27 protein-coding genes are annotated in these 21,697 nt (G+C 68.9%); 18 read left to right on the top strand and 9 right to left on the bottom strand.

Annotated features, from left to right (window positions below; translation table 11 throughout):
• The first annotated feature begins 122 nt into the window (after positions 1-122).
• The 6 genes from E0H75_RS02255 to E0H75_RS02230 all read left to right on the top strand — a co-directional run bounded on the left by E0H75_RS02255 (position 123) and on the right by E0H75_RS02230 (position 6,542).
• Positions 123-827, top strand: coding sequence for a L,D-transpeptidase family protein (locus E0H75_RS02255; RefSeq protein WP_131511346.1), 705 nt, complete (start codon positions 123-125; stop codon positions 825-827).
• Between the two features lie 102 nt (positions 828-929).
• On the top strand, positions 930-2,477 hold the full coding sequence (locus tag E0H75_RS02250; RefSeq protein ID WP_131511345.1) for a helicase HerA-like domain-containing protein: 1,548 nt from the start codon (positions 930-932) through the stop codon (positions 2,475-2,477).
• A gap of 217 nt (positions 2,478-2,694) precedes the next feature.
• Positions 2,695-4,086, top strand: a complete 1,392-nt coding sequence (locus E0H75_RS02245; RefSeq protein ID WP_131511344.1) for a GGDEF domain-containing protein — start codon at positions 2,695-2,697, stop codon at positions 4,084-4,086.
• 75 nt (positions 4,087-4,161) lie between these two features.
• On the top strand, positions 4,162-4,695 hold the full coding sequence (locus E0H75_RS02240) for a SigE family RNA polymerase sigma factor (protein ID WP_131511343.1): 534 nt from the start codon (positions 4,162-4,164) through the stop codon (positions 4,693-4,695).
• A complete protein-coding gene (locus E0H75_RS02235; RefSeq protein WP_131511342.1) occupies positions 4,692-5,603 on the top strand; it encodes a hypothetical protein in 912 nt (303 codons plus the stop codon). The genes E0H75_RS02240 and E0H75_RS02235 overlap by 4 nt, the downstream gene beginning before the upstream one ends.
• Positions 5,604-5,672: 69 nt before the next feature.
• The gene (locus E0H75_RS02230) at positions 5,673-6,542 is read left to right on the top strand and encodes a hypothetical protein (RefSeq protein ID WP_131511341.1); all 870 of its coding nucleotides are present in this window, start codon (positions 5,673-5,675) and stop codon (positions 6,540-6,542) included.
• Between the two features lie 113 nt (positions 6,543-6,655).
• Here E0H75_RS02230 and E0H75_RS02225 read toward each other — a convergent pair whose 3' ends face one another.
• Positions 6,656-7,858 carry a hypothetical protein gene (locus E0H75_RS02225; RefSeq protein ID WP_131511340.1) on the bottom strand — a complete coding sequence of 401 codons (1,203 nt, stop codon included), beginning with the start codon at positions 7,856-7,858 and terminating at the stop codon, positions 6,656-6,658.
• A gap of 187 nt (positions 7,859-8,045) precedes the next feature.
• Between E0H75_RS02225 and E0H75_RS02220 the strand changes: the two genes are divergently transcribed.
• Both E0H75_RS02220 and E0H75_RS02215 read left to right on the top strand, forming a co-directional pair.
• Positions 8,046-8,561, top strand: a complete 516-nt coding sequence (locus E0H75_RS02220; protein ID WP_131511339.1) for a SigE family RNA polymerase sigma factor — start codon at positions 8,046-8,048, stop codon at positions 8,559-8,561.
• Entirely contained in the window at positions 8,561-9,553 is a 993-nt protein-coding gene (locus E0H75_RS02215) for a hypothetical protein (RefSeq protein ID WP_131511338.1), read from the top strand. Before E0H75_RS02220 ends, E0H75_RS02215 begins: the two co-directional genes overlap by 1 nt.
• 44 nt (positions 9,554-9,597) lie before the next feature.
• Here E0H75_RS02215 and E0H75_RS02210 read toward each other — a convergent pair whose 3' ends face one another.
• On the bottom strand, positions 9,598-10,104 hold the full coding sequence (locus E0H75_RS02210; protein WP_131511337.1) for a DinB family protein: 507 nt from the start codon (positions 10,102-10,104) through the stop codon (positions 9,598-9,600).
• Positions 10,101-10,895: a helix-turn-helix domain-containing protein gene (locus E0H75_RS02205; protein ID WP_131511336.1), complete on the bottom strand. Its 795-nt coding sequence runs from the start codon at positions 10,893-10,895 to the stop codon at positions 10,101-10,103. Before E0H75_RS02205 ends, E0H75_RS02210 begins: the two co-directional genes overlap by 4 nt.
• Before the next feature lie 111 nt (positions 10,896-11,006).
• Here E0H75_RS02205 and E0H75_RS02200 point away from each other — a divergent pair, with 111 nt between their 5' ends.
• The 3 genes from E0H75_RS02200 to E0H75_RS02190 all read left to right on the top strand — a co-directional run bounded on the left by E0H75_RS02200 (position 11,007) and on the right by E0H75_RS02190 (position 12,752).
• Entirely contained in the window at positions 11,007-11,369 is a 363-nt protein-coding gene (locus tag E0H75_RS02200; RefSeq protein ID WP_131511335.1) for a nuclear transport factor 2 family protein, read from the top strand.
• A gap of 9 nt (positions 11,370-11,378) precedes the next feature.
• Positions 11,379-11,825, top strand: coding sequence for a hypothetical protein (locus E0H75_RS02195; protein ID WP_131511334.1), 447 nt, complete (start codon positions 11,379-11,381; stop codon positions 11,823-11,825).
• 132 nt (positions 11,826-11,957) lie between these two features.
• Entirely contained in the window at positions 11,958-12,752 is a 795-nt protein-coding gene (locus E0H75_RS02190) for a phytanoyl-CoA dioxygenase family protein (RefSeq protein WP_165553396.1), read from the top strand.
• Here the strand turns inward: E0H75_RS02190 and E0H75_RS02185 are convergent.
• The gene (locus E0H75_RS02185; protein WP_131511332.1) at positions 12,696-13,553 is read right to left on the bottom strand and encodes an aminoglycoside phosphotransferase family protein; all 858 of its coding nucleotides are present in this window, start codon (positions 13,551-13,553) and stop codon (positions 12,696-12,698) included. The two genes, E0H75_RS02190 and E0H75_RS02185, sit on opposite strands and share 57 nt — an antisense overlap.
• A 95-nt stretch (positions 13,554-13,648) precedes the next feature.
• Between E0H75_RS02185 and E0H75_RS02180 the strand changes: the two genes are divergently transcribed.
• Complete coding sequence (locus E0H75_RS02180; protein WP_238162769.1) at positions 13,649-14,449, top strand: methyltransferase domain-containing protein; 801 nt, start codon at positions 13,649-13,651, stop codon at positions 14,447-14,449.
• 393 nt (positions 14,450-14,842) lie between these two features.
• On the opposite strand, the gene E0H75_RS02175 is transcribed toward E0H75_RS02180, so the two are convergent.
• The 3 genes from E0H75_RS02175 to E0H75_RS02165 all read right to left on the bottom strand — a co-directional run bounded on the left by E0H75_RS02175 (position 14,843) and on the right by E0H75_RS02165 (position 16,849).
• Positions 14,843-15,157 (bottom strand): hypothetical protein, encoded by a 315-nt coding sequence (locus E0H75_RS02175; protein WP_131511331.1) that lies wholly within the window; start codon positions 15,155-15,157, stop codon positions 14,843-14,845.
• Positions 15,154-15,348: a hypothetical protein gene (locus E0H75_RS02170; protein ID WP_131365786.1), complete on the bottom strand. Its 195-nt coding sequence runs from the start codon at positions 15,346-15,348 to the stop codon at positions 15,154-15,156. The genes E0H75_RS02175 and E0H75_RS02170 overlap by 4 nt, the downstream gene beginning before the upstream one ends.
• Positions 15,349-15,646: 298 nt before the next feature.
• Positions 15,647-16,849, bottom strand: a complete 1,203-nt coding sequence (locus E0H75_RS02165) for an MFS transporter (RefSeq protein WP_165553394.1) — start codon at positions 16,847-16,849, stop codon at positions 15,647-15,649.
• Between the two features lie 82 nt (positions 16,850-16,931).
• On the opposite strand from E0H75_RS02165, the gene E0H75_RS02160 reads away from it, so the two are divergent.
• From E0H75_RS02160 to E0H75_RS02145, 4 genes are all read left to right on the top strand, one after another.
• Entirely contained in the window at positions 16,932-17,372 is a 441-nt protein-coding gene (locus E0H75_RS02160; protein WP_165553392.1) for a helix-turn-helix domain-containing protein, read from the top strand.
• A gap of 9 nt (positions 17,373-17,381) precedes the next feature.
• Positions 17,382-18,155 (top strand): GNAT family N-acetyltransferase, encoded by a 774-nt coding sequence (locus tag E0H75_RS02155; protein WP_131511328.1) that lies wholly within the window; start codon positions 17,382-17,384, stop codon positions 18,153-18,155.
• Positions 18,156-18,221: 66 nt separating this feature from the next.
• Positions 18,222-18,731 carry a SigE family RNA polymerase sigma factor gene (locus tag E0H75_RS02150; protein WP_131511327.1) on the top strand — a complete coding sequence of 170 codons (510 nt, stop codon included), beginning with the start codon at positions 18,222-18,224 and terminating at the stop codon, positions 18,729-18,731.
• Between the two features lie 11 nt (positions 18,732-18,742).
• Positions 18,743-19,753, top strand: coding sequence for a hypothetical protein (locus E0H75_RS02145; protein ID WP_131511326.1), 1,011 nt, complete (start codon positions 18,743-18,745; stop codon positions 19,751-19,753).
• A 5-nt stretch (positions 19,754-19,758) separates the two neighbouring features.
• Here the strand turns inward: E0H75_RS02145 and E0H75_RS02140 are convergent, their stop codons facing one another.
• A complete protein-coding gene (locus E0H75_RS02140) occupies positions 19,759-20,334 on the bottom strand; it encodes a TetR/AcrR family transcriptional regulator (RefSeq protein ID WP_202872800.1) in 576 nt (191 codons plus the stop codon).
• Between the two features lie 37 nt (positions 20,335-20,371).
• On the opposite strand from E0H75_RS02140, the gene E0H75_RS02135 reads away from it, so the two are divergent.
• Together E0H75_RS02135 and E0H75_RS02130 are read left to right on the top strand one after the other, a co-directional pair.
• Positions 20,372-20,749: a nuclear transport factor 2 family protein gene (locus E0H75_RS02135; RefSeq protein ID WP_131511324.1), complete on the top strand. Its 378-nt coding sequence runs from the start codon at positions 20,372-20,374 to the stop codon at positions 20,747-20,749.
• On the top strand, positions 20,749-20,970 hold the full coding sequence (locus tag E0H75_RS02130; RefSeq protein WP_131511323.1) for a heavy-metal-associated domain-containing protein: 222 nt from the start codon (positions 20,749-20,751) through the stop codon (positions 20,968-20,970). Before E0H75_RS02135 ends, E0H75_RS02130 begins: the two co-directional genes overlap by 1 nt.
• Before the next feature lie 157 nt (positions 20,971-21,127).
• Here E0H75_RS02130 and E0H75_RS02125 read toward each other — a convergent pair whose 3' ends face one another.
• Positions 21,128-21,667 carry a dihydrofolate reductase family protein gene (locus E0H75_RS02125; RefSeq protein ID WP_131511322.1) on the bottom strand — a complete coding sequence of 180 codons (540 nt, stop codon included), beginning with the start codon at positions 21,665-21,667 and terminating at the stop codon, positions 21,128-21,130.
• Between the last annotated feature and the right edge of the window lie 30 nt (positions 21,668-21,697).

Raw genomic sequence — 21,697 nt, 5'->3', positions numbered from 1 at the left:
GGTCATGAACGTCACCGGAACAGACCGGGGTGGGGACTCAACCTTTCGGTGCCGGTGGACGTCCTATCCGGAGAGGTAGTAGTGGGCGTGGGTTCCTCGCCCACGACCAAGGGGGTGACCGCATGCGAATTCTTTCCAAACTCGGGATCGCCGCAGCGGCCGTGACGCTGGTCGCGGCAGGTACGGCGCTGCCGGCCGACGCGCTCACGGTGACACAGGCGAAGGCGGCCCAGACACGGCTGAACAAGCTCGGCTGCACGGCCGGGCCGGTGGACGGCAAGATCGGCACGATGACCAAGGCGGCCACGGTCCGGTTCCAGTCCGCCAACGTCCTGAGCCAGTCCGGTGCCCTGAACAGTACGACGTACTCGCGGCTGATGGCGGCGACGGCGAAGCGGTGTGACGTGCGGTCGGTGCCGCGGCGGTCCGGGAGCGGGCGGCGGATCGTCCTCAGCCAGACGCAGAACTGGGTGTGGCTGATCGATGCACGCGGCAAGGTCGTCCGGCAGGGCGGGATCATCGACAACCCGTCGTACCTGCGCGCCGGGAACTACACGAGTGGCGGGAAGTGCGGGCGGGCGGCGCGGATCCGGAAGAACACCGACGGCGCGAGCCTGTACCTGAACAACTTCGTCCGGTTCGCTCCCTGCGGGATCGGGTTCCACCAGATCCCGACGTACAAGTCGAACGGGAAGCAGATCCACGCCGACTACCTGCTCGGCACCAACTACAAGGCCTCCCACGGCTGCATCCGGGTCTCGGCCTCGATGTCCGCGGCCATCTGGACCTTCGCCGCGGGAGCCACCCACGTAGTCGTCATGCGCTGACCTCGCGACCGCCCTCAGGTGTGGATAACTCTCCCATCGATACCCGAGGGCACTAGCATGCGCAGCGAGTGGTTCCTTCAAACCGGGGAAAGGCACGCTGACATGGCCGAGACAGCTGATGTCGTGGAGACCGTCAAGCAGGGGTACGCGTTCGACGGGGCGGCGATCGAGCTCGGCGCGCTGCTGGTCGGCGACGAGCCAAAACCGGAGGCGGCGGTCCGGATCCCGCTGTCGATGGTGAACCGGCACGGCCTGGTCGCGGGCGCTACCGGTACCGGGAAGACGAAGACCCTGCAGTTGATGGCCGAGCAGCTGTCCGCGGCTGGGGTCGCGGTGTTCGCCGCTGACATCAAGGGCGACCTGTCCGGCATCTCCCAGCCCGGGCAGGAGAGCGAGAAGCTCCTGGCGCGGACCAAGACGATCGGCCAGGAATGGACCGCTACCGGGTTCCCGACCGAGTTCTACGCGCTCGGCGGGCAGGGAACCGGGATCCCGATCCGGGCGACCATCACCTCGTTCGGGCCGGTGCTGCTGTCGAAGGTGCTGGGGCTCAACGACGTCCAGGAGTCGTCGCTCGGGCTGATCTTCCACTACGCCGACAAGCAAGGCCTGACGCTGCTGGACCTCAAGGACCTCCGCTCGGTCATCACCCACCTGACCAGCGACGAGGGCAAGGCCGACCTCAAGGAGCTCGGCGGGCTGTCGGCTGCGACCGCCGGGGTGATCCTGCGGTCGCTGATCGGGTTCGCCGACCAGGGCGCGGAGGCGTTCTTCGGTGAGACCGAGTTCGACACCGCGGACCTGATGCAGCAGCGCGACGGCAAGGGCCTGATCTCACTGCTCGAGCTGCCGAACCTGCAGGACCGGCCGGCGCTGTTCTCCACCTTCCTGATGTGGCTGCTGGCCGACCTGTTCCACGACCTGCCCGAGGTCGGCGATGTCGACAAGCCGAAGCTGGTGTTCTTCTTCGACGAGGCGCACCTGCTGTTCAACGACGCGTCGAAGGCGTTCCTGGACTCGATCGCGCAGACCGTGCGGCTGATCCGGTCGAAGGGGGTCGGCGTCTTCTTCGTCACCCAGACGCCGAAGGACGTGCCGGACGACGTACTGGCCCAGCTCGGTTCGCGGGTGCAGCACCAGTTGCGAGCGCACACGCCGAACGACGCGAAGGCGCTGAAGGCGACCGTGTCGACGTTCCCGAGTTCGTCGTACGACCTGGCCGAGGTGCTGACCCAGCTGGGGATCGGCGAGGCGATCGTGACGGTGATGAACGAGAAGGGCGCGCCGACGCCGGTCGCGTGGACCCGGCTGCGGGCGCCGCTGTCGCTGATGGCGCCGGCCACGGCCGAGCAACTGACCGCGTCGGTGCAGGCGTCGCCGAACAACGCGAAGTACACCGAGGTGATCGACCGGGAGTCGGCGTACGAGCTGCTCGCCGCGAAGGTGCAGGCCGGCGCCGAGCAGGCCGAGGCCGAGCGGCAGGCGGAGGAGCAGGCCAAGCCCGCACCGGAGCCGAAGCCACGGGCGCAGAAGCAGGACAAGTCGATGGTCGAGCAGGTGATCGGCTCGTCCGCGTTCAAGCAGTTCGCCCGCTCCGCCGGTCGCGAGATCGTCCGGGGCCTGTTCGGCTCGGCTCGCCGCCGCCGCTGATCCTCCGGTTCGAGCCGGACCGTCCGGGCCGAGCCGTCCGGGAAGGCATTTCGACCCCGGATGGTCCAACTTTTGCTTGTTCTGTAAGGGATTGCTGGTTTGATCCTTGATCAAACGACTGAAAGGCCGGTGACGCAGCCATCGTTTCCAACTCGTCATCGGCACCGCGCCGTCGCGGATTGGGACGAGACGCTTACTCGTCGTACCGTGTGAGGTAATGGTTGCGCAGAGTAGGCGAGCGGTTCGGTATTGGGCGCTGTGGACGCTGACGGTCCCGGCGTTCGTCGTTGTGGTGCTCGTCGACCTCGCCGCCATCGGGTACGCCGTTCAGGCGTTCACCGATCTGCCGAGTTGGCGCGGTGTGGACCTGGTGTTCGCGCTGACCGTGTCCGCGCTGATCTCGGTCGAGGGTGCGCGCCGGGTGGAGAACCGGCGCCGCCGGGGTGGAGCGTTGCACAAGGACCTGGCGCCGGCGTGGATGATCGCGGCCGCGCTGATCCTGCATCCGGCGCTGGCGATCCTGGTCGCCGTCCTGCTCCGGATCTGGTGGCGGATCCGGGCCGGCAAGTGCATCCCGTACCGCTGGGCGTTCTCGACCGCGGTGCACGTGCTCGGCGTCGGCGCGGCTCACGCCACCTTCACCGCTACTCGCGACCTGACCGGAGACGGTGGGCTCGGACTAGTGGTGTCCATGGTCGCCGGAGCGCTGGCGCTGGTCGCGACGGACACCGTGCTCTGCGGTCTCGCGATCTCGCTGATCATCCCGGGCAGTACGTGGCGGGAGACCGTCGGCGGGATCGACGACCTGTCCACCGACGTCACTGCCGCGACGCTCGGTTGCCTGCTGGCTGCCGCGTGCCTGATCAGCCCGTGGTTCGCGTTCGTCGCCATCCCGATCACGCTCACCGCGCAGCGGGCCTTGCTGCTCGGCCAGTTGGAGTCCGAGGCTCAGACGGACCCGAAGACGAACCTGACCCGCGTCGACTGGTGGCGGCGTCGTACCGAGGAGATGGTGCGGACCGCGCGGACCCAGCGCGAGCCGATGGCGGTGCTGCTGATCGACATCGACCACTTCAAGCACGTCAACGACCGGCACGGCCACCTGGTCGGTGACGAGGCTCTGCGCGCGGTCGCGACGATCCTGCGCAGTGCGATCCGGGCGAAGGACGTGATCGGCCGGTTCGGTGGCGAGGAGTTCGTGATCGCGCTGCCGGACACCGGGATCGACGAGGCGACGGTCACCGCGGACCGGCTCCGCAACGCGGTCGCCGCCAGCCCGCTGGCCGCGATGTGCGCCGGGGTCCTCGACGACCCCGACCTCGATCCGGACACGTTCCTGCTGACCATCTCGATCGGTGTCGCCGTGTACCCCGCCGACGGCGCCGACGTCGACGACCTCCTGCTCCGCGCCGACCGGGCGATGTACGCCGCCAAAGCCGCCGGTCGCAACCGGGTCCGCTTGGCCGCGGACACCCTCCCGCCCGTGCGCATCGCACCGCCCGCGGACGCGCCGACGGCTCACCCATCCCGGCCCGAGGCCCCGGTCCCCTCGCCGACGCTCTCCGGCGCGCGCCCGGATCGCTCCACCTCCGCAGCCGACCGCCGCTGACGTCCCGGACGTTTCCCAGAACCTTTCGGCGGCGTACGGCGTCCTGATGGGTGAGGGACGGAGGACGGAGAGGGCATGCCGGGTTCGGGGAACCGGGACGACGACTTCACGGCATTCGTGCTGGCCAGATCCGCGCGGCTGATCCACTTCGCGCGGATGCTGTGCGGCGACGCCGGGCTGGCCGAGGACCTGGTGCAGACCGCGCTGGAGAAGGCGTACCTGCGCTGGGACCGGATCGAGATGGCCGACCCGTTCGGCTACGTCCGCCAGGCTGTGGTCAATCAGCACCTGTCGTGGGTACGACGTCGCCCGTGGCGTGAGCGGCCGAGCGGTGACGCGGCCGAACTGGAGTCGCACCTCGGCCTGAGCGTCGCGGACCAGTCGGGCACGGTGGACCGCCGGGTTGCGATCGGCGCCGCGATGTCGACGTTGAGCCGGCGCGAGCGTGCGGTCGTCGTACTGCGGTATGTCGAGGACCTGACCGAGCGGCAGACGGCGGCGGTCCTGGGGGTAGCGGTCGGCACGGTCAAGAGCGCGAATGCGCGGGCGCTCGGCAAGCTCCGGGCGGCTCCCGAGCTGAGCGGTACCTATGTAGGAGAACGAGCATGAACGACAAGGGCAGGTCGCCCGAGGACGAGGTCCGGGACGCCCTCGCACCCGACGGCACCATCGAGCCGCTGGACCCGGCGGGGGTGATTGCGGGAGCACGCCGACGCCGCAGGACCCACGTCCTCGCGACCGCGGCGGGGGCCTCGGTCGCGGTGATCGCGATTGCCACGGGCGGATTCCTCGTCCGGGGTGACAACCTGGGCAACGCGCCCGCGCCCGCGAACCACGGCCCGACCGCACTGGTGTCGCCCCCGTACCCGGCTCCCACCCGCTCTCCGTCGCTCGCGGGTGTGACACCTCGCCCGCCGGCAGCGCTTCCGTCGGCGCAGTCCAGTGCACCCGTCCCGAGCGCCAACCCGAATGTGCCCGAGACACCAGGCACATCGGCCCAGCTGACCGTCGCGAGCTGCCGAACGGCCGCGGACGGCGAGCCGGGACCGGGTGCGGCGGCGAAGCTCCGCGGAACAGCGAGCGATGAAGCGGGCAAGACGATCGTGATCGCGGACAGCCGTTACTGGATGGCGTGTGACAGCACGTACGGCGCGGAGGTGTCGGCCCGCAAGCCCGCGACGCTGAAGAAGCCCGGAGTCCAGGACAACAACGCGTTCGCGGTCGCGAACAACACCGTCGACACCGTGGACGGCCAGCTCGACTATTTCTGGGCCGCCGGCCTGGTGCCGGACGGTGTCGCGACCGTGCGCTACAGCTTCGCCGACGGCGAGACCGTGGACGCCGAAATCAGCAACGGCTTCTGGCTGATGCGGCACGTCGCCGGCATCCCGCCAGGTGCCCACGACCTGGGCGACCGGGTCCGGGTTCAGTTGCTCTCGGCAACAGGCGGCGTACTGAACGACGTCCGGCTGAACTGGGGCACGCAGACCTGCGCCCAGATCAGCCACGGCTGCTGAGCAGAACCTTTCGGACCGTACGCCGCGTCCTTCAGCCCGACAAACCCCGATGTGGTGTGGAGGGCAACGATGATGGAACAGGTCCGGAACGGCCGGGTGGCCAGGATCCTGATCAGTGGACTCGCCGTCGCGGCGGTGGCCGGTGTCGCGATCGCCGGGACGGCGATGGCGCGGAACGGGCAGTCGTCGACCGACGCGACAGTCGCCGGCGGCGGACCGGCCACACCGTCTCCCACGCAGTCTCCCAGTCTCCAGCCGACCGCTACCCCGAGCGCTCCTTCGCCCAGCGCTGTGCCGAGCGCCAAGCCGCCGGCCACCCCGCAGGACGTACCGTCAGTCGTCCCGAGTGCTTCGCGCCGGATCATGCAGACTCCGGGCGTCAAGCCGGTCATGCCCACTCCGAAGGTCCAGGAGCCACCGGCCGACCCGGTGGCGGCATGCAAGGGCTGGCTGAAGGAAGCCGACGGGCCGGGGAGTTCCGCGAAGGTCGTCGCGCGGCTGGACGGTGCTCCGGGAAGTGTGCTGATCCTTGCCGACAGCAAGTACTGGGGCGGCTGCGACACGGCGTACGCACGGCATGACGGTGACGGTTCGATCCGGCAGCCCGCGAAGGTCGGTACGGCGTCCACCAACGCGGACGCGTTCGCCGTCGCGAACAACCTGATCCCGATCAAGGGCAAGGAGTATGAGTACTACTGGGCCGCCGGACTGCTGCCCGCCGGTGTCACGGGGATCGCCTACACCTTCCCCGACGGCAAGACCACGAATGCCGTGGTCACGGGCGGCTACTGGGTGATGCAGCACCAGACCGCGACGCCCTGGAAGGAAGGTACGGCGCCCGGCCGGCAGATCAAGGTGACCCTGACCGGCAAGAACGGGAAGACCTTCAAGCTCGTCTGGGGCGAGCAGACCTGCGCCCAGATCAGCCACGGCTGCTGAACCCGGACTCCCGCCACTCACCAAGCACGCGCCGCACGCTCGCTGAGCAGATCAGCGAGCGTGCGGCGCTACCGTGAACTGGCCGTGAAGTGGCGTTGGTGAGTGGCTGGGGTTCAGCAGACCCCGAACGTCCCGGCCGAGATGTACGCCTTGGCGACGTACATCCCGCTGTGGACGCGGAGCCAGACGTTGCTCGTGCCCTGTGACCCGGTCACGCTCGAACCGGTGGTCTGGCATTCGACCGTCACCTGCGCGGCCTTGCCCGCCATTCCGACGACCGCGCCGCTGGAGTTCGGCGAGTTGCGCACGTTCAGGTAGCCGGACGTGATCGCGACCGTGCCGCGCCCGCCATCACCTGTCCACAGGTACGTCACGTCGACGAACCCGTTGTCCGGCATCGCGAGCGCGTCCCAGAACACACCGTCGGCGAGGTCGATCCCGGCCGGGTTGGCGACCGTCCGGCCGAACTGGTCCTTCCCGCCGTTGTAGCCGTTCTGGTACGCCGCCTGCGCCTCGGGACGGCCCTGCGGCAGGTCCTTCCACATCTCGCGGGTCGCGCTCGGGTTCCAGTAGTCGTCCTTGGTGTTCCACGGACCGACGTCCCACACCGGCTCGAACGCGCACCGCGACGCCGTACAGACCTTGACCGAGTACGTGCCGGAGCCGTTGCCGGCCAGTCCGCGCCGCGAGGGCAGGGCGACGAAGTGGTCGCGGCTGATGATGACGTGGCCGTTGGCCGTCGTACCGCCGACCAGTCCCTCCCGGGTGGCGAAGACGCGGGACTGCAGTGGTGCGGCCTGGACCGTCATCCGGCTCGGGTCGGCCTTGTCGGTGGGCTGGACGGTCACGTCGCCGACCCACGGGTTCGCGCCGGTCGGCGGCGCGGTCAAAATGATGCGCAACTGAACCTGGTCGCTGGCACCCGGCAACGCGGTCGGCGTACCGGCGCCGGCCGAGGTCCACTCCGACCATCGGTCCTTCACCCACGCGCGTACGTCGACCTCCGCCGACGAACCGTCCGGCGTACCGGAGGTGTAGCCGACGACGACAGCCGAGGTGGCCTCCGGGAAGCGGACCGGGGTGAGCTCGGCGAGACCCGAGCGCTGCTCGAGTTCGGTGGAGCCGATGGTGGCCGGGGCGTCGCCGAGGATGGTCCGGCTGCCCTCGATCCGGACGTTGCTGCTGGATCCGGCGACGGGTTGGGCCGCGACGGCGACCGGATCGGTCGACGCGGCCGTGCTGGGCAAGGTGGCGGTAAAGATCGCCAGCGTCGCGGCCAGACCGGCGGCGAGCTTGGCAGTTCGGGTGATACGCATGGGCGGGTTACCTCCGGGGCGGTGAAGGTGTGTGCCGGTCGTGAGGGCCGGCGCACCCAATGTGACAAACAAACACCGCTGTTGCATAGAGCGTGAATAAATTTCTTCGAAGGAGTTGGTGACAGAACAGAACCCGATCGATCACCCAGGGGGTTTGGACCGGTGTGACAGAGGCAGAGGAGAATCGATGACCCGGACCGCGGACGCCGATTTCGAGCGCTTCGTGTTGGCGCAGTCGACACCCTTGCTCCGCTTCGCGGAGATGCTGTGCGGCGATCGGCACACTGCCGAGGACCTGGTGCAGCAGGCGTTGATGCGGTCGTACCCGAAATGGCACAAGCTGAGCGGCGATCCGCTCCGCTACGTGCGCCGGGTACTGGTCAACCGGTTCCTCTCCCAGGCCCGCCGGCGCTGGAACAACGAAGTACCCAGTGACCCGGTGCAGAACGATTGGGACCAGCGAGCGGTAGCGGACTTCGCCGGGGAGGTGCAGACCAGGGAGGCCGTGCTCTCGGCCCTCGGAGGTCTGACCGTCCGGGAGAGAGCCGTCGTCGCGCTGCGCTACTCGCAGGATCTCTCCGAGGCCGAGACCGCCGAGCTGCTCGGTATGGCGGCCGGGACCGTGAAGAGCACGGCCTCCCGGGCGCTGGCCAAGCTGCGTCTGGCACCCGACCTGATCGATACCGGAGTTGGAGGAAACTGATGAGTGACGAGCAACAGATTCGCAGCGCGCTCGACTATGAGCTGGAGCCCTGGCAGCCCGACACCGCCGACCTGATGCGGCGCGGCAAGCGGCTGGCCTGGCTCCGCCGCGGACTGGCCGCGGCAGGCGTCACCGCCCTGGCCGGAACCGTAGCGACGGTGTCCGCCGCGGTCGGCGGACCGGCGCCGGTGAAGAACCTGCTGGCCGGCGGGAGCAAGCCGCCGGTGCCGGTGGTGGTTCCGACCGCGCAGCCGCAGGTGCCGTCGGTCGACCCGACCTGCCTGCCGGCCAAGCCGCAGCTGCCGAAGGTCGAGGTGAACAAGACCATCGACCCGAACAACCTGCCCACCGGCAAGCCGTCGTTGCCCGCGAAGCCGTCCCTGCCGAGTGTGAAGCCGTCGCTGCCCGCGAAGCCCACGCTGCCGAGCATCAAGCCGTCGCTGCCGGCCAAGCCTGGCCTCCCGACGACGAAGCCGTCGCTCCCGACCGGGAAGCCGTCGCTCCCGACCGGGAAGCCGTCGCTCCCGACGGGCAAGCCGAGCCTCCCGTCGTTGCCGGCGAAGCCGACCCTGCCCGCCAAGCCCACGCTGCCTGCCAAGCCCACGCTGCCTGCCAAGCCCACGCTGCCTGCCAAGCCCACGCTGCCTGCCAAGCCCACGCTGCCTGCCAAGCCCACGCTGCCGAGCGTGAAGCCGTCGCTGCCGGGCAAGGGTGTCCCGGCCCTGCCTGACTGTGTGAACGGTGTACCGGACGGCAAGCCGTCGGTGCCGTCGGTCCCGAAGCCGAACGTTCCGGGCCAGCCGAACCTGCCGACCAGCAAGCCGTCCCTGCCGAAGCCGGCCGTCCCGACGGTGAAGGTGTCCGGCGGTGTCGCCGTCGATCCGGGTCAGCAACCGAAGATCCAGCTGCCCGCCAAGCCGACGCTCCCGACCACGAAGCCGAGCCTGCCGAAGCCGAGCTTCCCCACCGGTCTCCCCTCCTCAGACCGGTAGGGCTCCCGCGGGGACACCGGCGAGTAGGCGACGGGCGGAATCACCTACTCGCCGGTGACCCCATCAAGCAGCTCGCGGACGACGTCCAGCTGGCCGGCATGGCGGGCGTACTCCTGCAGGACATGGAAGAGGATCCAGTTCACGGTCGGGCGGTCCGCCTCACCGAACCGCCCACCGGCCGCACCCAGGGTCGAGAGATCGACGCCGGTCATCAGTCGGCGCGTAGTCGCACCACCCTCGTGCAGTCTGCCGAGGAGCTCCCCGAGAGTGTCGTCCGCGCCGACCGTCCAGCGCCCCTCGGGATCGCCGCCCGAGTCGCCCCACGGTTCATCGACCTGCTCACCAGCGAATCCCCAGCGCAGCCAGCGTCGCTCGACGTACACGAGATGACGCAGCAGTTCCAGCGGCGACCAGCCGGACGGCAAGCGGCTCGACCTCAGGTCGGTGTCGCTCAGTCCGGTCAGCTTGGTCTCGATCACGCCGCGGTAGTAGTCCAGCCAGCCGAGCTGCAGCTCGATGGTGTCGCCCTCGGTGATGGACGGTTCGTTCATGCCAGCGTCCGCAGGTACTCGGCGGTCTGGTCGTCGGCCGGATAGAACGACTCGATCATCAGCTCCGACACCGTGACGTCGAGCGGTGTCCCGAACGTCGCGATCATCGTCAGCAGCGAGAGCTCGTGCCCGTTGTGCACGAGCCGGAACGGTACGACGACCTCGGCCGTCGCGGGCTTGACCGGCCGGTCGTCCGCGGCGAACTCGCGGAGTTCGTCGTACAGGTCCTGCAGGTCGGGGTCGGCGGTGCTGGCGACTTGGCGTTGCAGGCTCGCGAGGGCGGCGGCGCGGACCTCGGCGATGTTGCCGATCCGGCGAGCCAGGCCGTCCGGGTGCAGGGTGAGTCGCAGGGCGTTGACCGGTGCCTGGAGCAACTTCTCGTCGACGTCCGTGGTGAACAGCTGGATGCCGGCGTTGGCCTCGACGATGTTCCACCAGCGGTCGACCACGAGCGCCGGGTACGGCTCGTGCGCCTTGAGCAGGCGGCGGAGCGTCGTACGGATAGCGAGCATCGCCGGCGAGTGCAGGGACGACTCGGTGTAGATCGGCGCATAGCCGCCGGCCAGCAGGAGTTGGTTGCGGTCGCGCAGTGGTACGTCGAGATGCTCGGCCAGCCGCAGCACCATCTCGCGGCTCGGTTTGGATCGGCCGGTCTCCACGAAACTCACATGCCTGGTGGACACCTCCACGCGGTTCGCCAGCTCCAGCTGACTGAGCCGGCGGCGCTCCCGCCAGCCGCGCAGAAGCTCGCCCACCGGGCGCTGGAAGGTCTCCTCGATCGTCGCTGCCATGGTTCGACCGTAACCGGTGGCAGAGACAGCGCCATTACCTCCGACGTCATCGACCGGAGCCCGGGCCGGCGGCAAGGTTCTGGTCATCCGAACGAAACCGAGGAGAACACGATGACCAGCACGACTCTTGCCGAGCAGTACTTCGCGATGTGGAACGAGGCCGACGCGGACCGCCGGGCCGAACTGATCGCGGGGAGCTGGACCGAGGACGCGACGTTCGTCGACCCGAGCTTCGAGACGAACGGCCACGACGAGCTGAACAAGCTGGTCGGCGCCGCCCAGCAGATGTTCCCCGGCCTGTCCTTCGTCCGCATCGGCGACATCGACGAGCATCACACCTACCTGCGCTGGACCTGGCACCTCAAGGCCGAAGGCCAGGACCCGGTCGCCGGCGGCACCGACATCGTCCTGCTCACCGACGACGGCAGAATCCAGCGCCTGATCGGATTCCACGATTTCGCCCCCGCCCACTAACCTCACCGTGTGCGAAGGGGAACGAAGATCCTGATCTGGTCGGGGGCGACAGTGGCCGGTCTCGGGGTCCTGGCGGTGTTCGGGACCGGCCTGTGGATGTACATGAATCACGATGTCATCGACCAGATCGACGATCCGGTCGTGGTGGAAGCGGTCAGCAACGCGTGCGTCACGATGACGGACGAGGTCCGCGCGGTCGTCGTACCGCCGGGCAGCTCGCCTGCGGTGCGGGTTGCCGCGATCAGGCGACAGAACCAGGCGGTGTGGGACTTCGTCGAAGAGGTGCTGAAAGTCGGCAACGAGCGCTTGGACGGGGATCTGCCGTTCAGGCGCTGGTTGCAGGACTGGGAGACGATCATGAGCCTGCGGGAGCGGGCCGCGGTGGCACTCTCGGTCGGCTCAGCGCCGTCCTTCACGATGCTTTCCGTGGAAGGCATCCGATCGTCGAGCGGATGAACCGTACGTCGGACTGTGTGGTTCCGTCCGCGCTCACCACCTTGCCGTAGGTCGTCGGCCAGATTGTTGCTGTTGGCAATGGCCGGCGTAAATCGGTGGCGAGGGTGGGGTGGGCGGGCTGAGCATGGGGAGATGCTCGACGCCCTGGAGCTGGAAGTCTTCGAACGGGACGGGATCGTGAAGGTCCCGTCCGCGTTCTCGGCCGATGATGCCGCCCGGATGCGCAACGCACTGTGGAGCGAACTGCAAACCCGGCACGGAATGGAGCGCGATGACCGTTCCACGTGGACGAACCTGCGGCCGACCAAACTGAAGAACACCAAGACCAACCCGGTGGCGAACGCGATCCTCGGTCCGCCGCTGCGGTCGGCGCTCGGCACCCTGCTCGGGGAGTGGAAGGTGCCGCCGCATCAGGGCCAGGTCCTGGTCACCATGCCGACCGGCGAAACCTGGTCGGTCCCGCATCGTCAGTGGCACACCGACCTCGGGTTCGAGTTGCCGCCGGACGACCTGGTCGCAGTGAAGATCTGGGCCCTGCTAACCGATCTCGAGCCCGGTGGTGGCGGCACACCGCAGGTGGCCGGCTCCCACCGGGTGATCGCGCGGCACCTGACCACGACGCCGGAGCGGGACTTCACCACGATCCGCGATCAGGTCCTGCGCTCCGATCCGTGGTTCCGCGACCTCACCAACGCCGACCGCTCGACCGATCCGATGGTCGAGGCCGAGCTGGACGGTCTGCCGGTGCGCGTCGTCGAGCTCACCGGCCGCGCGGGCGACGTCTACATCACCCACCCGTGGATCCTGCACTCGATCGCCACCAACGCGAACGACACCCCACGGATGATGCGCAGCCGGTTCATCTGGCGGTCAGAACGCGGCGACCAGCCGAGCGCAGCGGACGGGGTCCTCGGTCAGACCGACTGACAGCCCCCAGAGCCAGTAGTCGACCGTGCGGAAGACGACCCAGTCACGAGCCCGGTCGCGGTCCAGGCCGGCCTCGCCGACCGCCGTGTCGAAGTGCGGAACGATCTCGGTCATCTCGTCGAGCCGCGTCCACAGCACTCGCGCGAGGTCGTACTCGATGTCGCCGCGCAGCAACACCGGGTCGACCGTCAGCCACGGCTCGCGCTTGCCGGCGAGCACCTGGTCCGAATGAAGATCCCCGTTCACTGCGAGCTCTGACGTCGTCTCGGTCAGCTTCGGTGCGACGTCCAGCGCCTGCCGCAGGATGCCAACGTCGAACGGCTGCCCGAGCCGCTCCCACTCCGGCTCGAGCTGACTCGACCGCCGAGCCACGATCTCCCCGGTGGACGGCGCATCGTCGGGCGCCGGCACCGCCAGCCGTCGCATCAGCCCTCCCAGTACGGCGACCGCTTCCGCCACCGGCCGGGTCGTCAATGGCGTCGACAACCGCTCCAGCAGCATCGCACCGGCCTCGAGGTCGGCGTCGTACAGCATGACCATCCCGCGCCCGTCCCACCAGCGCAGCGCCCGCGCCTGCTCCTCGACCTCGGGTCCGGGCGGGTTCATCCGCAGGACGAACTCCTCGCCGCGTCGCGTCACCGGCACGACCAACGCGTTCGACCCGTACGCGACGTCTCCGTCGACCTCCAAGCCCCACCGCGCGGTCTGTCGCTCGACTGCCTGAGCCAGACCGTCCAGCCACGCCGAACCGTCGCTCCACCACCGCGGCATCCGCCGGAATCCCTCGGGTACATCGATCACCCGGACAAGGTAGTGCGATCTCAACTGGAGCGCGTCCGAATTACGTACCGCGTGGAGTCTCCCCGCGATGGCAGGTCGCGGTTGATGATGAAGGTATGGGCGGAGAGACCGGCGTGAACGGTTTGCAGTTCGATCCTGAAGTGTCGCGGCAGATGGAGACGATGTACACGACTCCGGACGTGATCGAGCAGCGACGGGTGGTGCGGACCGCGCTGGCCCTGCGGCCGGGAGATCGAGTCCTGGACGTCGGCGTCGGGCCGGGGCTCCTGGCCGAGGAGATGGCGGCCGAGGTCGGGCCGAGCGGGCGGATCTGCGGGATCGACATCAGCGACAGCATGCTCGCGATCGCCAGCGCTCGCGCCGACGTACCCGGCGGCCCGGGCATCGAGCTCGAACTGGCGTCCGCGGACCGGATCCCGCACGCCTCGGAGAGCTTCGACGTCGTCGTCTCCACCCAGGTCTTCGAGTACATCGATGATGTTCCCAGCGCCTTGAACGAGGTACGCCGGGTGCTGCGGCCCGCGGGTCGCGTCGTACTGCTGGACACGGACTGGGGCTCGGTCGTGTGGCGGTCGACCGACGACGTCCGGATGGGCCGGGTGCTGACGGCGTTCGAGGACCATCTCGCGGATCCGCATCTGCCCCGGACGCTGGCCGGCGTACTGGACAAATCCGGTTTCACCGTCACCCACCGGCAGGTGGTGCCGATCCTGAACGCGGGGTACGACCAGCACACCTACAGTTCCGGCCTGATCGACATCGTCGGCGACTTCGTGCCCGGTCATGGCGAGGTCACTGCCGAGGAGGCGCAGGCGTGGGCCGATGACCTGCGCTCACTCGGCGCGGGCTACTTCTTCAGCCTGAACCGCTACCTGTTCGTCGCGTCGGCTCTGTGAGGGGTCCGACTCGGCGGGCGCGCCTGGGAAAGCACGCCCGCCGGGGCCGGTCGTTCTCCCGCCCCTCAGTGGGAGAACTCGCGGCTCGGTGAACTCCACCCATGCCCGAATGGCGCTGACCGAACCGCGGGACCACCTACTGGTACCCCATCCGCGCCGTACGCACACGTCGCGGCGCGCGGCCGGCGCCGAAACTTCACGTTCTTCAAACCTTCGCCCGGCGAGCAGAGTCGTCGCGACGGCCAGGCAATCGACAAGGCCCCACCGGTAGCAGCCGGTGGGGCCTTGGTGGTCCACTACCGCCCGGGCATTCCCGGTGCAGCTGTGGAGGTGGAGAGCGGAACCGACGCCGATGCAGGGGTCAAGACGTCAGCTCCGCTTGCCTGTGTGGAGTTATCTCGAGTCGGCCGCCCAGACATGTGCCTGGTGGAACTCGAGGTGTTGCTGCGTCGCCGCCGGGGTGCCGACCGTGCCGAGGTGGTTCATCGTCGGTACGACGACCGCGTGGACGCCGGACCGCTTCAGCTCTTCGAGCAGTGCGTGGAAGGCGGTGGACTCGGCCGCGTCGCGCTCGGTGTAGACCGTTCCGAGGGTGTATCCCTCGGCACTGGCGAAGGCGACGAGTGAATCCGTCGCCGCGGCCAGCTCCTCCGCGCAACTGAGCGCGTCGGCCCGTACATACCCGAGAAGCGTCGGCAGGGTCGTCATCGTCCCGGCTCCGCCGTACTGTCCACCAGCACCGGCTCGCTGGTCACCCGGAGGGACGCGAACCGCCGCCGCATTGCTTCCTCGTACTGCGCTGCCTGCTCCACCGCGGCCGTGTGGTCCGCGATCGGGTGAGCGCCGAACCAGACCCGCACCCGGCGGTGCGAGGCGGGGGATTCGAGCGTCTCCGTCATCTTCGTTCCTCGTGGTGAGTCGATCCGTGGCCGCGGACGGCTTTGTCCGCTGCTGAGTAAAGAACACCTCACCGCGCGTGCCCTCCGGAACAGTTTCGAAGGGACCTTTACAGACACCTAACGCAGAGTAGGGAAACCTTCGAATCCGCTGGTCAGAGCCGTCGGGAAGGGCTCTCCGAGCGGGCCGGAATGGCTGTCAAGAATGGTTGCAGGAATGTGCCGATACGATTTGGCAGCTCTCACTTTTCGAGCCCGGTCGAATTGTTGGATGTCCTGCTGACCGTTTGCGACCAGCTGCTTACGCACCGGTGTGCGTCCGAGTGAAATGCGCCGGATGACCGGGTACGGCGACCAGAGTCAGCGGTGCCGCGAGGACCGCGAACGCCGCCAGCAGGTTGAGGGTCAGCGGGAGACCGAGCAGCAGTGTCACTGCCGGAGCGGCGAGTGCGCCGACGAGCAGAGCCAGCGAATCCGCCGCGAAGAAGAGCGCGCCGATGCGGCCGAGCATGGCCGATGGCGCGGTGCGCTGGATCGCGGTCTGCGCGGTGATCAGCAGGACGCTGCCCGGAAGGCCGATCAGTACGGCGGCGCCGATCGCCCAAGGGACGTTCGGGGCGTTGAACAGGGCGAAGAAGGCGGCGGCGGTGGCGAACTGCGTGACGGCGAGGATGTCGCGGATGCTCAGCCAGGTCTGGACTCTGGTGCTCAGTGCCGCGCCGAGGAGATAGCCGGCGCCGAGCCCCGAGATCAGATACCCGAGCACATAGCCGGGTGTGTGCAGGCCGTCGACCGTGAACGGGACGAGTAGCGCGGTCAGGCCGGCGTTAGCGGTGAGGAAGATCGTCTGGCCGAGCAGGATCCCGCGCAGTACGCGGTGGCGGGCGACGTACTGGAAACCGGCGAGTGGGCTGTTGGTGGTGCTCGGCGTTGCCGGGTGGCGACGGGTGCGGACTGTCGCGATGACAGCGGCGGAGACGAGATAGCTGGCGATGTCGACGGCCAGGACGAACTTGATGCCGGGTCCGGCGAGGAGGAGGGCGCCGAGTGGTGGCGCGGCCAGGCGGATTGCGCTGCCGGTAAAGGCATTCAGGGCGTTGGCCGCCGCGAGTTCTTCGCCGGTGCCGACGACGGCGGGAAGCAGAGCACGCGCGGCCGGGCGGAACACCATCGTCGCGAGATTCTCGCCGAGGATCGCCAGGTAGATCGGCCAGAGGTGATCCGCGTCGGCGAACAGGATCAGCGCGACCGCGGCGGCGCTGACGAGATCCGCGATCCACATCGCGCGGGTGAGATCCCACCGGTCGAGCAGGGCCCCTGCCCACGGCCCGAGGACCAGCGCGGGGAGTGCCTCCAGGGCAAGCGCGAGGCCGGTCGCGACCGTGGAGCCGGTCAGGTCGAACACGTAGAACGGGATGGCGACGACCAGCAACCACGAGCCGATGCCGGACACGCCGCCGCTGATCCACAGCCGGCGGAAGTCACGGTTCACCAGGATCTTCATGGGGCGAGACGCTATCTTGTGAAGATAGATTCGAGCAAGAGTGTTTTCCCAGAATATGTCTTCTGGGAATAGAGTGGCAGGCGTGGAACTGGGTGAAGTCCTCCGCGACCGTCGCAAGGCGGCCGGCCGCACGATCGCGTCGGTCGCCGTCGACGCCGGGCTGTCCGTGCCGTACATCGCCAACCTGGAGAACGGGCGCGGCAACCCGACCGTCTCCGCGCTCGACCGGCTGGCCACCGCTCTGGGCGCCCGGCTCGAGGTCGGCATCGGCGACGAGCCGCCGGCAGAGCAGCCCTCGATCGGCGCCGGGTTGCTGAGCGGGTCTGATCGATCCGCGCAGGTCATCAACACTCTCGCCGCCGCTCAGTCGCGATCCCGGCCCGCCATTCGGGCCGAGGTGATCCGGACTCTCGACGCGCTGGCCGGGGCGCTCGACCGCGCGCCGACGGACGCCGACCTCGACCGGCTGCTCGATCTCCTGCTGCTGGCCGAAGCCGGGGCGAGTGCGACGCGCGCACCGTAGGGTCCGATCATGGACATTGGGGCGCGGATCGCGCGGGCACAGTTGGCGGGTCTGGCGAACTCGCGGCGGCAGATCGTCGCGGGACCTCTGACCGGGCTGCTGCACGACGACGACACCTGGTACCTGTCGGGGATGGTCGCCACCGAGCCCGGTGAGCCTTTCGATCAGGACGCCGTACCGGAGGCGCTGGCCATCATTCGCCACGCGTTCGCGGCTGAGGGGCGGTGGCTGAGCGCCGAGTTGGTCGAGGAGGCCAGTCCCGGGCTGGCCGACGTACTGGAGGCCAACGGGATGACGGTCGCGTCGCGGCCGCCGCTTCTGGTCGTCGAGTCGGCTGGCCTGTTAGAGCCTGACCTTCCGGAGGTCGTGGCCTTGGTGGTGAGCTCCGCCGAGGAGCAGGCTGAGGCGAACGCCGTCTCCGTCAAGGCCTACGAATCCGAGGACGCCGCTGCCGACTTCGAGCCCGATCCCGCGGACGGTGGATGGATCCTGCTGCGCGTCGACGGTGTCCCCGCGGCGAGTGCCTCCTGGGGTGCGGTCTCTGACGGCGTCACCGAGATCGCCGGCGTCGGCACGATCCACAGTCATCGGCGCCGCGGCCTCGGCGCGATCGCGACGGCGTACGCGACCCGTCAGGCCTTCGAGCTGGCCGGGGCCACCCTCGCCTGGCTCACCCCCGGCGACGACGGCTCGGACCGCATCTACCGCCGTCTCGGCTTCACGCCCAGGGCCACCGCTGTCCACCTCGGCGACCCCGGCGGCCATCTCGCCGATCTCCGCTGATCCGCGATGCAACCTCGATGGACCCCGGCTCCGTACTGAGGGGGCAAGGGAGAGCGGAGGGCGACGGTGGATCGAGACCAGGAGTACGTCGAGTTCGTCGAAGCATCGAGCGCGTCGTTGCGGCGGACGGCGTACCTGGTCTGCGGCGACTGGCATCGGGCCGACGACGTGGTGCAGGACGCGCTGTACAAGCTGTACCGGTCATGGTCGAAGCTGGATCGCAAGGGGAACCCACTCGCCTATGCGCGCCGCGCGGTCGTCAACGCGGCAGTGGACACTGGCCGGCGCCCCTGGCGCCGGGAAGTGCCGGCCTCTGACCTGTCGTTCGACCGCGCCCGGCTCGACGACCACGCGGACGGCCACGCCGACCGCGACGAGGTCCTCACGGCCCTCGGCAGCCTCGCGCCACGTCAGCGTGCCTGCGTGGTCCTGAGGTACTACGAGGACCTGTCCGTCGAGCAGACCGCCCAGCTTCTCGGGTGCTCGGAGGGCACGGTGAAGAGCCAGGCAGCGCGCGGCCTCGAAACTCTCCGAACCGCCATCGACCGGGCCCGGCAGATCCGCCGGCCAGCGTGAAGGAGAAGGCCATGGACACCCAGGACGTCGGCGCCGAACTGCGACGACTGGCCAAGAACGACCCGCTGGGCCCGATCGACGGGACCGCACTGCTCCACCGCGGCCGCGCCGCGCGTCGCCGACGGCGGATGCTGTCCGCAGGTGGCGGAGTCGTCGCAGTCGCCGCGGTTGCCACGGCAGCGAGCCTGCTACCGAAGGTCGTTGCGACCGATCCGGAAGCGGGCGTCGCGGGCACGAACACACCGGTGGCCCGGGTCGACTTCACCGCGGTGCCCGGCGTGCCGCGCGGCGAAGCGGGCGTGGGCGCGAAGCTGACCGAGGCCGAGGTGGCGCGACGCTGCGCACTGCGGTACCCACAGATCAAGCGGCCGATCCGGACCCCCTCGTTCGCGTACTCCAGCGCCACCGTGTTCTACCAGCCCCAGAAGGGCAGTCCGGATGCGAAGTGCACCATCCCGGGCGGCGACAAGCCGTCGGCCGAGCTGGTCGCGGCGGCCGGGCGTGATCCGATGCCGACGACGGACGCCGGCCGGTTGCGCAACTGCTCCGTCCTGTTCTGGACCGACATGACCCGGTGGCGGATCGTCGCGTCGGACACCGCGCCCGCGCGAGCGACGAATCTGGTCGCAGTGTCACCGTCGGGTGCGAAGTTCGTCGACTGCACTCTGGTTCCCAGGCCCGACGGCACCGCGACTCCGGACGGATCGGGGCCGATGGTCTTCGCCAGCGCGGTGTACGCCCGAGAGGCGTTCGACGACAAGTTCGCGCAGTTCTCGGTCCTCGGCGGCCAGGCCTGCAGCGAGTGCAAGTCGACGTACTTCAGCGGTTTCGGCCGGCTGAGCTCGGCCGCCATCGCCCGGATCCGGGTCGCGCCGGCCGGCAGCGGCAATGTCCATGACATCGCGGTGCGGGACGGGTACTACGCGTTGTCCTGGATCGACCCGGATCTGCGCGAAGTCGGTCCGGTCACGCTGACGGCGTACGACAAGACCGGCAACGTGCTGAAGGTCATTCACGGCTGACGACGTCAGCCTGGCTGCAGGAGGCGTACGGCGCTGGCTCGGAGGGCGGCGGTGGCTTTCCGGGCCGGCAGCCGGTTGGCGGCCACTGCCTCGCCCGCCGTGTGGCCGAGGGCGATCACTGCCGCGACCAGCCAGCCGAGCGGAAGGTCGCGGGTGATCTCGCCGGCGCGCTGACCGCGGCGGACCAGCCGTTCGAGCCGTTCCACCACCGGATCGTGGCGCTCGTCCTGCCCGCCGGACGGCGGCAGGTGAAGGAGCAACGGATGCTCCTCGAAGCTCCGCCAGCCGAGGTCGATCAGGTCGAGCAATGTGTCCAGTGCCGGTCCGTGGTCGAGATCGAGCGCGTCGATCGCCGCCATCGTCTCCCGGGTGAGCTCGTCGACGACGGCGTCGAGCAGAACGTCGCGGGACGCGAAGTGCGCGTAGACGGTTTGCCGGGTGACACCGGCGGCCGAAGCCACGGCTTCCATGCCCGCGTCAGGCCGCTCGTCCAGCAGCGTGATGGCGGCGGTCAGGATCGCGGTCCGGCTCCGATCGGCGTCCGCACGGCGCCTGCGTCGTACCGGCTCTTTGTCTGACACCTTGTCAAGGTTAGTGGATGCGCTTATGTTTGACAGCATGTCAGAGTTAAGCGCACGAGAGTTCGTCGCGGACTTCTTCGATTCGTTCACGCGCGAGGTCGTGGCGGGAGGTGACGCGGAGGCGGTGGTGGATCGCTACTACACGCCCGACGTGGAGCAGATCGCGGACGGCGTCGCGCTGGACCGGCAGCGGCTGATTGCGCATCTGCGGCCGATCCGGAAGAACCTGCTGACCTGGGAGTACGACGTTCACGAGGCGATCCGGACCGCTGACCGGCTGGCGGCGCGGTTCACGATCCATGCCCAGATGCGACAGGGGCGGACGATCTCGACCGAGGTCTATCTGTTCGGGGAACTCGCGCCAGATGGCCGGATGCGACGTACGACGCAGGCGACCCGGGATGTGACCGCTTGATGAGTACACAGAAGTTCCGGGTGCTGGGGATGAGCTGCGGTCACTGCGTGAACTTCGTGACCGACGAGCTGAAGACGTTGCCTGGTGTGGTTTCCGTACTGGTCGATCTGCCGACGGAGACCGTCACAGTCACCAGCGATCAGGCACTCCTGCCGGCCGCCGTCCGAACTGCGGTGGAGGCGGCCGGCTACGAGCTCGCGGATCAGGCGCCGCTGATGTAGAGCCGGTAGAGGCTGAACGGCCAGGCGTGGAACTCGTCCTCGCACCAGGCGCCGGTGGAGCCGTCCCGGATCTGCGCCGCCCGCGCCTCGCACGCGTCGTAGGAAGACAGAAAGGGGCCGACGGCATCGACCTTTCAGTTCTCGTGAAAGGCTGTGATCAGTCCGTGCGGCGGTAGATCATCTGCGCCACGCCGCTGCCGAACGAGGTGCAGGCAGTGAGCCTCAGCGCCAGCGGGGTGCCGTCCGGGAACAGCCGCCGACCCTGGCCGAGCACTGTCGGGTAGACGAACAGCCGGTACTCGTCGACCAGGTCCGCCGCGATCAACGCGTGGGCGAGGGTGATGCTGCCGGTGCAGACGATCTGCGTACCGTCGGTGCTCTTCAGCCCGCGAACGTCGTCCACGCCGCGCAGGATCGTGGTCGGTTCCCATCCCGGCTCCTGCAGCGTCTGCGAGACGACGTACTTCTGCACGGTGTTCAGGTACTCCGTGACTCCGGTGGCGTCGTCGTCCTGCGCCGGCCAGAACCCGCGCATCTCCTCGAACGTCGTCCGCCCGGTCAGGAACCCGTCCGCTTGGGCCATCTGGTCGCGCAGGACTCCGAGCACCTCGTCACCGCCGTCCGCGGGGGCGAACCAGTCGCCCGCCTCGATGACACCGTCCACGGTGATGTTCTGGGTGACAACCAGTTCGCGCATCAGCCCTCCTCGGTGGGTTCAGTTGGTACG

This window comes from Kribbella capetownensis, from assembly GCF_004331485.1.
Taxonomy (GTDB): domain Bacteria; phylum Actinomycetota; class Actinomycetes; order Propionibacteriales; family Kribbellaceae; genus Kribbella; species Kribbella capetownensis.
Note: the sequence above shows the minus strand (reverse complement) of the source record. Positions and strands in the feature narration are given on the sequence as shown.

What these genes read in the sequence shown, in the direction of transcription:
- E0H75_RS02255 (WP_131511346.1), top strand. Translation starts at nt 123, where the DNA reads ATGCGAATTCTTTCCAAACTCGGGATCGCCGCAGCGGCCGTGACGCTG.
- E0H75_RS02250 (WP_131511345.1), top strand. Translation starts at nt 930, where the DNA reads ATGGCCGAGACAGCTGATGTCGTGGAGACCGTCAAGCAGGGGTACGCG.
- E0H75_RS02245 (WP_131511344.1), top strand. Translation starts at nt 2,695, where the DNA reads ATGGTTGCGCAGAGTAGGCGAGCGGTTCGGTATTGGGCGCTGTGGACG.
- E0H75_RS02240 (WP_131511343.1), top strand. Translation starts at nt 4,162, where the DNA reads ATGCCGGGTTCGGGGAACCGGGACGACGACTTCACGGCATTCGTGCTG.
- E0H75_RS02235 (WP_131511342.1), top strand. Translation starts at nt 4,692, where the DNA reads ATGAACGACAAGGGCAGGTCGCCCGAGGACGAGGTCCGGGACGCCCTC.
- E0H75_RS02230 (WP_131511341.1), top strand. Translation starts at nt 5,673, where the DNA reads ATGATGGAACAGGTCCGGAACGGCCGGGTGGCCAGGATCCTGATCAGT.
- E0H75_RS02225 (WP_131511340.1), bottom strand. Translation starts at nt 7,858, where the DNA reads ATGCGTATCACCCGAACTGCCAAGCTCGCCGCCGGTCTGGCCGCGACG.
- E0H75_RS02220 (WP_131511339.1), top strand. Translation starts at nt 8,046, where the DNA reads ATGACCCGGACCGCGGACGCCGATTTCGAGCGCTTCGTGTTGGCGCAG.
- E0H75_RS02215 (WP_131511338.1), top strand. Translation starts at nt 8,561, where the DNA reads ATGAGTGACGAGCAACAGATTCGCAGCGCGCTCGACTATGAGCTGGAG.
- E0H75_RS02210 (WP_131511337.1), bottom strand. Translation starts at nt 10,104, where the DNA reads ATGAACGAACCGTCCATCACCGAGGGCGACACCATCGAGCTGCAGCTC.
- E0H75_RS02205 (WP_131511336.1), bottom strand. Translation starts at nt 10,895, where the DNA reads ATGGCAGCGACGATCGAGGAGACCTTCCAGCGCCCGGTGGGCGAGCTT.
- E0H75_RS02200 (WP_131511335.1), top strand. Translation starts at nt 11,007, where the DNA reads ATGACCAGCACGACTCTTGCCGAGCAGTACTTCGCGATGTGGAACGAG.
- E0H75_RS02190 (WP_165553396.1), top strand. Translation starts at nt 11,958, where the DNA reads ATGCTCGACGCCCTGGAGCTGGAAGTCTTCGAACGGGACGGGATCGTG.
- E0H75_RS02180 (WP_238162769.1), top strand. Translation starts at nt 13,649, where the DNA reads ATGGGCGGAGAGACCGGCGTGAACGGTTTGCAGTTCGATCCTGAAGTG.
- E0H75_RS02175 (WP_131511331.1), bottom strand. Translation starts at nt 15,157, where the DNA reads ATGACGACCCTGCCGACGCTTCTCGGGTATGTACGGGCCGACGCGCTC.
- E0H75_RS02170 (WP_131365786.1), bottom strand. Translation starts at nt 15,348, where the DNA reads ATGACGGAGACGCTCGAATCCCCCGCCTCGCACCGCCGGGTGCGGGTC.
- E0H75_RS02165 (WP_165553394.1), bottom strand. Translation starts at nt 16,849, where the DNA reads ATGAAGATCCTGGTGAACCGTGACTTCCGCCGGCTGTGGATCAGCGGC.
- E0H75_RS02155 (WP_131511328.1), top strand. Translation starts at nt 17,382, where the DNA reads ATGGACATTGGGGCGCGGATCGCGCGGGCACAGTTGGCGGGTCTGGCG.
- E0H75_RS02145 (WP_131511326.1), top strand. Translation starts at nt 18,743, where the DNA reads ATGGACACCCAGGACGTCGGCGCCGAACTGCGACGACTGGCCAAGAAC.
- E0H75_RS02135 (WP_131511324.1), top strand. Translation starts at nt 20,372, where the DNA reads ATGTCAGAGTTAAGCGCACGAGAGTTCGTCGCGGACTTCTTCGATTCG.
- E0H75_RS02130 (WP_131511323.1), top strand. Translation starts at nt 20,749, where the DNA reads ATGAGTACACAGAAGTTCCGGGTGCTGGGGATGAGCTGCGGTCACTGC.
- E0H75_RS02125 (WP_131511322.1), bottom strand. Translation starts at nt 21,667, where the DNA reads ATGCGCGAACTGGTTGTCACCCAGAACATCACCGTGGACGGTGTCATC.